At 70.0% G+C, this 11672-nt stretch carries 8 protein-coding genes; 5 read left to right on the plus strand and 3 right to left on the minus strand.

Going from position 1 to position 11672, the window contains the following annotated elements:
- The first annotated feature begins 516 nt into the window (after positions 1 to 516).
- Positions 517 to 1098, plus strand: a complete 582-nt coding sequence (locus tag ACWCQK_RS00250) for a pyridoxamine 5'-phosphate oxidase family protein (RefSeq protein ID WP_451150178.1) — start codon at positions 517 to 519, stop codon at positions 1096 to 1098.
- On the opposite strand, the gene ACWCQK_RS00255 is transcribed toward ACWCQK_RS00250, so the two are convergent.
- A complete protein-coding gene (locus ACWCQK_RS00255) occupies positions 1032 to 2087 on the minus strand; it encodes a helix-turn-helix domain-containing protein (RefSeq protein ID WP_451150180.1) in 1056 nt (351 codons plus the stop codon). The two genes, ACWCQK_RS00250 and ACWCQK_RS00255, sit on opposite strands and share 67 nt — an antisense overlap.
- Before the next feature lie 942 nt (positions 2088 to 3029).
- Here ACWCQK_RS00255 and ACWCQK_RS00260 point away from each other — a divergent pair.
- Complete coding sequence (locus ACWCQK_RS00260) at positions 3030 to 3827, plus strand: GNAT family N-acetyltransferase (protein WP_451150182.1); 798 nt, start codon at positions 3030 to 3032, stop codon at positions 3825 to 3827.
- A 113-nt stretch (positions 3828 to 3940) separates the two neighbouring features.
- Positions 3941 to 5575 carry a protein kinase domain-containing protein gene (locus tag ACWCQK_RS00265; RefSeq protein ID WP_451150184.1) on the plus strand — a complete coding sequence of 545 codons (1635 nt, stop codon included), beginning with the start codon at positions 3941 to 3943 and terminating at the stop codon, positions 5573 to 5575.
- A gap of 78 nt (positions 5576 to 5653) precedes the next feature.
- Here ACWCQK_RS00265 and ACWCQK_RS00270 read toward each other — a convergent pair whose 3' ends face one another.
- Entirely contained in the window at positions 5654 to 6586 is a 933-nt protein-coding gene (locus ACWCQK_RS00270) for a pirin family protein (RefSeq protein ID WP_451150186.1), read from the minus strand.
- 127 nt (positions 6587 to 6713) lie between these two features.
- Between ACWCQK_RS00270 and ACWCQK_RS00275 the strand changes: the two genes are divergently transcribed.
- Together ACWCQK_RS00275 and ACWCQK_RS00280 are read left to right on the plus strand one after the other, a co-directional pair.
- Positions 6714 to 7196, plus strand: coding sequence for a carboxymuconolactone decarboxylase family protein (locus tag ACWCQK_RS00275; protein WP_451150188.1), 483 nt, complete (start codon positions 6714 to 6716; stop codon positions 7194 to 7196).
- A gap of 273 nt (positions 7197 to 7469) precedes the next feature.
- Positions 7470 to 9563, plus strand: a complete 2094-nt coding sequence (locus tag ACWCQK_RS00280; protein WP_451150190.1) for a SpoIIE family protein phosphatase — start codon at positions 7470 to 7472, stop codon at positions 9561 to 9563.
- A 141-nt stretch (positions 9564 to 9704) separates the two neighbouring features.
- Here the strand turns inward: ACWCQK_RS00280 and ACWCQK_RS00285 are convergent, their stop codons facing one another.
- On the minus strand, positions 9705 to 11672 hold the full coding sequence (locus ACWCQK_RS00285) for an N-acetylmuramoyl-L-alanine amidase (protein WP_451151738.1): 1968 nt from the start codon (positions 11670 to 11672) through the stop codon (positions 9705 to 9707).

The raw sequence follows: 11672 nt of genomic DNA on the forward strand, positions 1-11672 counted from the left end.
GCGATCGGAGAAGACGAAAGGACGAGAGACGGTCGCTCATATGCTCCGCGACCGGGCCCGGTGTCGGAAATGACAGACGTCGGCGCGCCGGCTGATCGTCGCCATAGCCATGATTCAACGCTATGGCCGCTCTTACCCGGCTGCAACCTGTTCGCCGGGCCCCACCCATCGGCGATGCGGGTGGGTACGGCCCCACGGAGGCCGGCCGCCGACCTTCCAGCCGGGAGCGTCAGCCAGCGGCCGCGGAGAGCCTGCGTCGACCCGCTCCGCGGTCCATCGCGATGGGCCTCGACCTGCTGGGCCCCTACGGCGCGGTGGTTGCCGTCGGCCTCATGGGCCACCGCGTCCAGCACCATCAGTTCCCGTCCGTGGGAGCGGAGTTGTCGTACCTCGGCTCCTTGTGGGGCAACCGCCTGGCGGTCGCCCCGAGCCGCAGGCTGAGGGGTTCGTCGGTCGCCGGGAGTAGGACCTGCGCCTCAGGCGCGCTGCGCGCCGACTTGGCTACGGTCGCTCCTCATGGAGACCACGGGAATCGTTCGCCGCCGGACGGCGGAGCGTATGCGCGACACTCTGGAGCGGCTCGCTGCCGAGCGGGATGTGTGGGTGTCGACGGCTCACCCTGATCACGGGCCGCACCAGGTGCCGTTGTGGTTCCTGTGGGACGGGCGAGCGGTGTGGATGTGCACCAGCGCCACTTCCGTGACCGCGCGGAACGTCCGCAGAGAGCCGCGCGTGCGCCTGGCGCTGCCGGACACCTTCGACGTGGTGCTCCTCCAGGGGGAGGCGGAGTGCTTCCCGGACCAGGAGGTACCCGAAGGCGCGGCGGCGGCGTTCGCCGACAAGTTCGGGTGGGATCCACGCGCGGAAGAGGGTTCTTTTCTCTACGTACGCGTGCTCCCGAGGACTGTGCGCGCTTGGCGCGGCGAGCCGGAACTACGCGGGAGAGTCATCATGCGCGACGGGACGTGGCTGGAGGAGCGGCCGTCCCTCGCCGACGCGCCTCCCTCCGATCACGAGCTACAGTCGGCGCACTATGCGGAAGATGAATCCCGGTCTGCCGCCGACCGGCCGGCCGCCGTACCGGCGTTCCTCAAGTAGGCGGCCGGGGTGATCCCGTAGGCCGATTTGAAGCTTCGAATGAAGTGGCTCGCGTCCGAGAAGTGCCAGCGCGCCGCGATCTCGGAAATCCCCGCCGCGCTGCCCAGCCTCATCAGATCGTCGTGAGCTCTTTGCAAGCGTCGGCGGCGGGCGAACGCCATGATCGAGTCATCCGATGCCGAAAAGGATCTGTGCAACGTCCGAAGCGAGACACCGACGATCTGAGCGATCATGGCCGGGGAGAGGTCATGTCTGTCGATGTTTCTTTCAATCGCGTTCTTCGCCGCCTCTATCGTGGCATTCCGATGGTCATCCGACCCCACGCGGGAACGCCCCGAGAGCATTCCCGACAACAGGGTCGCGCAGGCGTCCAGCGCGATGTTCTGTGCGGCGAGGGAACCATCCAGGTCGGCACTGCTCTTCTCGAGCGCTTCCAGGAAGTTCACGAGGAATCGGACTTCGGGCGATGTGACGTCCTGGATGTACGCCTGATTGAGCACCTTGGGCGACTCGATGCGCGAAATCAACAGACGTCGCGGGATCGTGATGACGCGCAAGCGCGTTGCCGGTCCGCAGGCGAATTTCCAAGGAGTCTTGGTGTCGCGAATACAGATCTGCCCCGGGGTGACCGGATGCGTTCCCCCGTTCCCCAGGAACGTGAGCCATCCCGAGGTCACCAGGTCGGCCACGATGGGATCCTCGTCCAGGTTGTTCCCCGAGATCCCTGTAAGCGAATCGCAATACACTTTGACCGAGAGAAGACCGTCGAACAGATGGCCATTCGCGGCGAACTTGAACCCTTGACCGACGGACGGGTACGGAATGGCGAGGCGGGTGAGATGAGAGAACGGACCCTGCTTCCACGCTTCGAAGGGGCGTGCCGTCTCATGAATCTGCCGGGACGTCAGATTCATCGTGGTCTCAAAATCTGTCGAGCCGCCGCGGACCCGTGAAGGGATCGGGAAGGTTTCCCGTCCTTGCTCACTCACCTGATCCCCATTTCGTGCGCTTCAGATCGATTCCCTGGAGAAGACATCGTTGTCAAGGGCGTCTCAGGTGACGCAGCAGACCGCGGTCGGGTCGAAAGGCCACTCGCCGGCATTGTCGCCGACTCCCTGTCCCTCGAAATAGTACGACCGTGCCAGATCGCAGTCCGTCCGGGAGGAAGGTGGCACCGGGCATCCTTCGCCACCGACCCGGCGACCCGGCGACCCGGCGACCCGGCGACCCGGCGACCCGGCGACCCGGCGACCCGGCGACCCGCGTGAGCGTATGGCAAGGGGGCACCGAAGTCGTTCAGCAAGGCAGCGGACCTGACCGCCAGCCACACCCCTCAGCGACACACATCAGGCGGAGAAGGGCGGGATGCGCGCTCGGTGCCCTCGCGATGTCGGGTTCGCCGCACTCGGGGCACCGCCCCGCGAGCAGGCCTGCCTGACTTCCCCCGCCCTGAGGGGGCGTGTGCGAGGCCTCCGGTTCGGCCGTGTCGCGTTCGCCGATCATGAGTGCCTCTCAAAGTTCCGTGTGCTTCCCCGCCATGTCGCAACTCGGCGGCGTGATCCCTGAACCCGCGACACCCGTAGTGGTTACGCGTCTGCGCGACGACAGGATTTTTACACCACCAGGCACCGCGCAGTGCCGACATCTCTCCCTATGTGGGCAAGACCCGGGCAGTATCCGGCCGTTCCTGGCACCCATGAACGATTGATATGTCACTGACGTTCTATCCGCTGAGTCGCCTCGCATGATGATCTGGGGCCGATTGCCGGGGGAAGCGGATCGCCCGTGGCTCTCCACGCCTCGATGACATTCCGAGCCGAAGCCGATCAGGGGCGCCGTCCCGCCGTGCGAACGTCGGACCGCGCGGTCCGGGGCACACACAAGAGAGTCCGAACTCCTCAGATCAGACAAAGCCGAGAGTAATTCTGCGAGTGAACGATTCCATCAGGCCGATAGTGTCCGCCTACGCGGCCGTCCGCGGCGGTTTGGCGGCGGTCGCCGCGACAGGCCTCGTAAGACAACATTCGGACGGCACCCTGCTGGCCGTCTCGGATGCCCCGGTCGCCACGCTGAACGGTGTCGTCAGCCCCCACCCAAAACCCAGCGCACAGGTCATCGAGCGATTGGCCGGCGACTGCGAGCAGCTGAGGACGATTCCTTGGAGTATCCAGGTGCGCGGGGTTCCGGGGCAGCACATGGTGAGGACGGCGGCGCACTTCGGCCTGACCACCGCCACCACTCTGCCTCTGATGGTCAGACCGAAAGGCGCGGGAGTTCCGCCACGGCTGGCAGGCAATCCCTTGCGGGTACGTCCCGTACGTGGTCATGAGCTGGAGTTCTACGCTCGCCTCATGGAAGAGGGATTCGGTACGCCGTCCGGACTGTTCGAGGCTTTCTCGAATCCCGCCCTCGGTGAGTCGGAGGGATTCCTCTTCTACGCGGCGGAGGTGGAGGGAGTACCGGTGGGGACCGGGATGGCGGCGGTCTCCGACGATTTGTTGGGTCTCTTCAACATTTCCGTACTGCCGCGGTATCGACGACGTGGCCACGGCAGTGCCATCACTTCCGCAATCGTTCGCGCGGGTCACGAGGCCGGAGCCACCACCGCCTATCTCTACTCGAGCGCGATGGGCGAGTCCGTGTACGCCTCGGCGGGCTTCCGCACCGAAGAAGTACTGACCGCCTTCACCGCTCCGCCGGCTTCCTCCGGCAGCCCGCTGCCTCGGTGACGTTGAGGCTGTGCCACCGCAACGGCGTGACCCAGCGATGACACAGGGCCTCGCACGTCCCTGATGTCCCGCGAGCAACACCCCCTCGACGAACGACCAAGGAGCGGAGCGCGATGTCCGACCACGGACGCCTGGTGGCCGGGAGATACCGGCTCGTCGAACGGATAGGCCGCGGCGGTATGGGCACCGTGTGGCGGGCCGAGGACGAGCTGCTTCAGCGTCCCGTGGCCGTGAAGAAGCTGCACACACAAGTCCATCTGCATGACGACGAGTTGGCGACACTGTTCGAACGCACCCGGAGAGAGGCCCGGAGCGCCGCGCGGATCAGCCATCCCAATGTCGTGGTGGTCCACGATGTCGTCGACGACGAGGGACTGCCGACCATCGTCATGGAGTACGTGCCCTCCACCACTCTGGGTGACCTGCTGAGGGAGCACGGCCCCCTGTCGCCCGGGGAGGGTGCCAGGATTGGTCGCGGGATGATCGCCGCACTGCGCGCCGCGCATACCGCGGGCGTGGTGCACCGGGACGTCAAGCCCGCCAACGTCCTGCTGTCCGAGACCGGCCGCGTCGTGCTGACGGACTTCGGGATCGCGCAGTCCTCGGGAACCTCGACCCTGACCCGTACGGGCGAGCTGATCGGATCGATGGACTTCCTCGCTCCCGAGCGGCTGACCGGAGGAGCGCCCGGACCCGAGGCCGACCTGTGGGCGCTCGGGGCCACCCTCTTCCAGGCGGTGGAAGGCCGCTCCCCGTTCCGCCGCGGCACTCCGTTCGAGACGGCGTACGCCATCGCCGCCGGGGAGGTCCCCTCGGCGGCCAACGCCGGCCCTCTGGCACCGGTCATCGCCGGACTGCTGGTCCGAGAGCCGGCACTGCGTCTGTCCGCGGCGGAGGCCGAGCGGCTGCTCCGCGCCCCGGCCGCCGAAACCACGACCAGCACCACCAGGACCACAGCCACAGCCACGACCAGCACCACCAAGACCACAGCCACAGCCACAGCCACAGCCACGAGCCGAACGCACGAGGACCGCAGAACGCGGCCTGCCGGGACGACTCCGATCGGCGAGCCCCGGACGACCCGTCCCCCGGACACCGCGGTCCCGCTACGCCCTGCCCGTCCGCGCGGGGTTCCGCTGTGGGTCGCCGTCCCGGTCCTGGTAGGCGCCCTCGTGGCAGCGGGCGTCTATGCGGCGCCGCACTTCAGCGCGCCCTCTCCCGGGTTGACGACGGATGCGCCGCCCGTCCTGGCCGCCTCCAGCCCCGCCGCGGCACGGACACCCTCGTACAGCCCGTCGCCCGTCCCCGACGGCTACCACCTCGTCGAGGAGCCGGACCTGGGCTTCGCCATCCCCGTGCCGGACGGCTGGAAACGCCAGGTGAGTGAGGACGGCAAGCAGTTCGTCCACGTCGACCCGACGGGCCTCGTGAGTCTGCGCGTCAGTTCGCTCGACTTCGCGGGCCCCAGCCCCCTGCGGCACTTCGCGGACGTAGAGGAGCAGACGAGGCGGAACGTGGACGGCTACGAGCGGCTGCGGATGCAGAGCACACGGTGGCGCAGCCTGCCCGCCGCCGTCTGGGAGTTCACGTTCCAGGGCAGGGCGCGCCCCTTCCGCGCGATCGACCTCGGCTTCGGTCGGCCCGGAGGGCAGGAGTTCGCGATCTACCTCTCCGCTCCGTCCGACAGGTGGGTCTCCTGCCGGCCGATATTCGACACCGCGGTGGCGGGACTCCGCCTCACGACCTGAAAGTGATGAGGCCCAGGGACGATGCTGTCGCGATCGCCACAGGGGTGCGCGTGCGGGGCCATCAGGTGAGCCCGCGGGTCAACGCGCTCGCGGCCGCGGCCTGAGCGGCACCGACGGCAGCTCCGGCGCGGGCAGCGGCGACCCGTCGTAGCCCGGCACGTCACCGAAGCGGGGGCCGCCGAGTTCCTTCATCCAGTCCTCCCGGGCGCGGACGATGTCCTCGTGGCTGCGGCCGATGAAGTTCCACCACATGACGATCTCCTCCTCGAACGGGGTCCCGCCGAGCAGGATCGTCCGGGCCGTCAGTTCCGACTCGTTGACGAGCGTCAGCGTGTCGGCGCCGGTGGGCACATAGCCCAGCTCGGCGGCGTTCAGCGAGGTGTCGGCCACCCGGACCCGTCCCTGGTCGACGAGGACGCCGTGCTCGAAGCCGGGGTCCACGGCGAGGGTGAGCGTGGCGCGGGGCGCGAGGGTGATCTCGGCGCCGAGCAGGGGGGTGAAGGTCCGCACCGGTGAGCTGGTTCCGGCGAGGGTGCCCAGGAAGACCCGGATCTCCGCTCCGTCGGTCCGTACCGGCTCGGGCACGTGGTGCTGGAAGTCCCGCTCGGCGTCACGGTGCTCCCCGGGCAGTGCCACCCAGAGCTGGACGCCGTGCAGGACGGTGGTCCGCGCGGTGGAGACCTCGGAGTGGCTGATGCCGTGTCCGCCGGTCATGAGGTTCAGCTCGCCCGGCCGTACGTAGGCGTGGTTGCCGATGCTGTCACGGTGCTCGATCTCGCCGCTGAACAGCCAGCTCACCGTCTGCAGTCCGGTGTGCGGATGCGGGGCGACCTCCATGCCGCCGCTACGGGCGACGTCGTCGGGGCCGTAGTGGTCGGCGAAGCACCAGGCTCCGATGAGGGACCGGGCGCGCTGCGGCAGCGTGCGGCGCACGGTCATCGCCCGCGGGCCGCCCAGCGGCACGTCACGCGGAGTGAATACGTCGACGGGTCCTGCTGCGGAGTTGCTCATCGGGCCACCTCATTCAGCTCTGGTAGTTTTACATTCAACCATTACCTACCTGATCATAGGACGATTGGCCGCAGCGCGTACGCGACGGAGCGAAGCAAGCCGGAGACGGCTTCTGGAGGAGTGCAGGTTGAGCAGCCCCACGCCGGAGTCCGCGACCCAGCGGATCTTCATCGACAAGCAGAGTCCCCAGGCCTACCAATCGCTGCTGCAGACATCGGACGCGGTCCGCGCGGTCGCCGCCGACGCCGGCCTCGACCGCACCCTGGTGGAGCTGATCAACCTCCGGGTGTCACAGCTCAACGGGTGCGCCTACTGCCTCGACGTGCACACCAGGGGTGCCCTGCGCGCGGGCGAGACGACGCGCCGGCTGGGAGTGCTGGCGGCCTGGCGGGAGACCGAGCTGTTCACGCCCGAGGAGCGGGCCGCCCTCGCGCTGGCCGAGTCGACGACCTACCCGGCGGACGCCGCCGCGCAGGAATCCGCGTGGTCCGCCGCCCGGGACGCGCTCACCGACGACCAGATCTCCGCGGTGATCTGGGTGGCGATCACCATCAACGCCTTCAACCGCGTCTCGATCATGAGCAGGCACCCCGTACGGGCCGACCGGTGAGCCGGCGGCTCGGCCTGTCGGCGGCGCGCCGCCGCGGCGCCTCCGGAGCCGGCGACCACCCGGGTGACCGGCGCGGGGTCCGCGCGGTGGCGTGATCCGAGGTCACGCACAGTGACAGCGCCCCTGCGCCCCCTGCGCCCTCCCTCCTGCTCCCAGCCCTCTGCCCCTCACTCGCCCTGCTCCCAGACCTCCGCCCCTCCCCCACATGCGCCCGATCCGGCCGCCCTGCACGCTGGAGGGATGGACGGCGGTACAGAGCCGGAGGAGCGTCCCGTGGCGCGTGGCGATCGGTGCGGGCAGCTGGACGAGACGGCTGCGTCGATGCTGGAGGCCCTGTTCACGCGGTCTCCCGTCGGGCTGCATCTGCTGGACACGGACCTGCGGGTCGTCCGGGTCAACACGGCCACGCCCGCCATGCGCGACGTCTCCCTGGACGACGTGATCGGGCAACCGTTCCACACCGTGTACGGCAAGATCCTGGACGCGGACGGCGTCGAGGGGCTCATCCAGCGGGTGCTGGACACCGGGGAGCCCCTGCGGCAGCGCATCGTCCAGGTACGGCTCAAGCAGGACCCGTCTCGGCAGCGCCATTTCGAGATCACGGCGCTGCGCCTGGAGAACATGCACGGCAAGGTCCTCGGCGTGGGCGTCACCTCCGTCGACGTCACCGATCGGGAGCGGGCCCGGGGCCGCGCCCGCGTACTGGAGACCGTCCGCCGGAACGTGGGACGGACGATGGACTCGGCGGTGTCCTGCGCGGAACTGGTCCGGGTCCTGGTGCCCGAGTTCGCCGACATCGCGATCGTGGAGGTGGTCGACGCGGTGATCCGCGGCGACGAGCCGCCGCTCGCCCCGCTGCCGCCGGACACTCCCCTGCTGCGCACCGCCTTCCGCAGCATGGCGGCGCATCCTCCCGAGGCCCATCCGGTGGGTGACGTCCACCGGCTGCCCGGACCGACGCCCTTCACACAGGCCATGGCGGATCTGTGTCCCCGGGTGGTGACCCTGAGCCAGGACGCCCCCTGGCTGGCCATCGACCCGCCGCGGGCCGCGGCCATCCGTACCTCGGACTCCCACACGCTGCTCGCGGTTCCGCTGACCCTGCGGGACACGGTCCTGGGCCTCGTCAGCCTCTACCGCACCGGGCGGTCGCCGGCCTTCGACGAGGGCGACCGGCAGCTCGCGGTCGAACTGGCCGCCCACATGGCCCTGTCCATCGACAACGCGCGCCGCTTCACCCGGGAACACAGCGTGGCCGCGACCGTCCAGCGTCAGCTGCTGCCCCGGAGCCCGGAGACCCACACCTCCCTGGAGACCGCCTATCTGTGCGTCACGGGTGCCGACCCCGGCGCCTGGTACGACACCATCGCGCTGTCCAGCGCCCGCACCGCCCTCGTGGTCGGCAACGTGTCCGGGCAGGGGCTCAACGCGGCGGCCACCATGGGCCAGCTGCGCACGGTCGTGCGGTCCCTGTCCACGTTCGACCTGGCCCCCGACGAACTCCTGGCCCGGCTGCACGACACGGCCGCCCATCTGGCGGCGGAGCGGGCGGGCCTGCCCCTGGGCGAGCCCCTGCGCCGCGAGGCGCTCACCGCCGACTGCGTGTACGCCGTCCACGACCCCTTGACCGGTCGCTGCACGATGGCGGCAGCCGGCCGGCTGTCCCCCGTGCTCGTCCGGCCCGACGGCACCGTCACCGCCCTGGACACCCCCTCGGGCCCCTGTCTCGGCTCCGAGGAGGACACGCCGTTCGCCGCCGGGCAGTTCGCGGTGCCGGACGGCAGCGTCCTGGTCTTCGCCAGCGATCCACTGCTGACCTCCTACCTCGCGGAGTCGTCCCGGCAGCTGCGGGCCCTGCCGGACTACGCGGGCCGGCCCTTGCAGGATCTGTGCGACGACATCGTCTACGCCCTCCCGCCCGGGCTGGGGGCGGGCGACGCGGCGGTGATCGTCGCGCGGGTGCGGTCCTTCCCGACCGACCGGATCGCCGTCCTGCGGCTCGAGGCGGAACCGACCGCGGTGGCGCTCGCCCGGCACTGGACACGCGCGCAGCTCGACAAGTGGGGGATGGAGCAGGAGACGGGATTCAACACCGAACTCATCGTCAGCGAGCTGGTCACCAACGCCATCCGCTACGGCAGCCCGCCGTTGGAGGTCCGTCTCGTCAACGACCGTACGCTGACGTGCGAGGTGCGTGACTCCGGCGCGTCCGCGCCCCATCTGCGCCACGCCCGCACGGCCGACGAGGGCGGACGGGGGCTGTTCATCGCCGCGCAACTGGCCCAGACCTGGGGCACCCGCTACACCCCCGGGGGCAAGACGATCTGGACCGAGCAGGCGTTTCCCCGGCGTACGGGCGCCGGCTGACGGACGTCCGCGCCGCGCTCCCGGGGGCGGGGCGGGGCCGGCCCGGGGGCCGGCGGCGGGTCGTCTTCGCGGTCCTCGACCTCGCTGCCGGCCGTCCCGTGGTCCCGTCCGCCGGCCCTCACCCCGCGAGGGCCGCCGTCCTCACTGCCCGGGTACGGGGTCCGCCTGTCCGGGCGGGCCCGCCGCGGCCGGCGCGTCCACCACGTCCACGTCACTCGCCCGGACATAGGCGAGCCGGTGGCCGAACTGGATCTCGAAGTACTCCTCGTGGCCCTTCACCACCGGGTTCGGAGACTCGACGAAGTACGACCGGTCCACGTAGGAGCCGTCGAGGCGGGACTGGGTCACGTACCGCTGGCCCGCCTGGAGCTCGTACGGCAGGGGCGACTCGTCCGGCTCCTCCATCCCCTCGGGGTAGGCGTCCTCCTCCGGGAGGGCCCGCCCGTACACCGGGATCTCGCTCAGGCCCTCTCTCGGCATCACCATCCGGCCGCTCGCCCCGACGGCCGTCGGGTGCTTCTTCGGGTTCTTGAACCAGGCCTTCTCGCCCTGGAACCAGATCGCCGTCCAGTCGCCGTTGCGCTCGGCGACCGCGAAGGTCTGGCCGGCGGAGACCCGCGACCCGAGGTCGTTGACGTCCTCGGTGGAGTCGTCGCCCTCCGGGCGCCGGCCCGGGTCCTGGATCAGCGGGGCCTTCTCGGACGGCTCGGTGTACAGGCGGACGGCGCTGGAGCCGTGCGGCGCGCACACCACGCCGTCCTCGGCGCACCCGGTGAACCGGGGCTTGTGGGTGGCGAAGTCGGGCAGGATCGTCACCATGTCGCTCTGCGCCGGGCCGGTGGCCCGCAACGGTGCGCCGAGCAGGTCGAAGTAGTGCCGCCAGTCCCAGAAGGGGCCGGGGTCGTCGTGCATGTCGGGGATGCTGTCGGCGGTCGGGGACGGCACGTTGTCGTGACCGAAGATGTGCTGCCGGTCGAGCGGGACGCCGTACTTCTTCGCCAGGTAGCGCACCAGGCGGGCTGACGCTTGGTACATCTGTTCGGTGTACCAGGTGTTGGGCTGGGTGAGGAAACCTTCATGCTCAATGCCGATCGAACGGGCGTTCACGAACTGGCTGCCGGAGTGCCAGGCCATGTCCTTGGTCCTGATGTGCTGGGTGATGTGACCGTCCTTGGAACTGATGGAGTAGTGCCAGGAGGCCTCCGTCGGATCCTGCACGGTCGCGAACATGTTCGGCAGATATGCCTCGGTGTCGTGGATGACGATGTACTCGATCTTCTGGTCCCGGGGCCGGTCGGCCAGGTCGTGATTGCCGTACCCGGCGCCGTCGTCGAACTCGACGTACGGCGCGCTCAGCCAGGAGCAGGTCAGCTCCGGCGGGCACTCGACGTCCTTCGGGGAGCGCGGGGCCGCCGCGCGGTGCGGACGCACGCCCGGGCTGGCGGCGAGGGTGACCTTCTGCCCCGCGTCGGTGGTGCGGTGCGCGCCCGTGCGGATCACCGCGAACACGTCGTTGGCGTACGTCGCCGCCGACACCTTGTCCTCCGTGCCCGGGAACCGCGCCACCGCCTCCCACCAGTCGTCGGTGTCGTCGCTGAGGGGCTTGCCGAGCTGTCGTTGCGTCTCCGCCAGAAGAGCCGCGCCGGCCCGCACGTTGGCGGCGGCGTCCGTCCTCAGCCGCTCCTCCGAGACGCCGATCAGGCGGGCGGCCCGCCGGAGGTCCGCGGGCTGAGCGGTGCGCCCGCCGGGGACGTTCGCCTCGGGTGAGGACTGCGGTCCCGCGGCCATCGTGCCCGGCCGGACGCTGCGGGGGCGCGCCATCCCGGCGTCCACCAGGTGCATCGGCCCGTAGCCGCCGACGACGCTCGGGGCGCCGGGATGGGAGTCCCAGCGCGACTGGAGGTAGGCCACGCCCATCAGGACGTTGCGTGGCACGTGGTACTCGTCCGCCGCGTCGATGAAGACGTCCTGCAGGCGCCGGTCGGCCGCCACGCCACCCAGCGGACCGGTCAGCAGGGGCACCACGAGCGCCGCCGACGCGGTCACACAGATCAACAGACGGCGTCGCCGGACGACGCTCGGGAGACGGGGGGCGGCAGGTCTTCTCAT

The organism is Streptomyces sp. NPDC002306 (genome assembly GCF_053593435.1).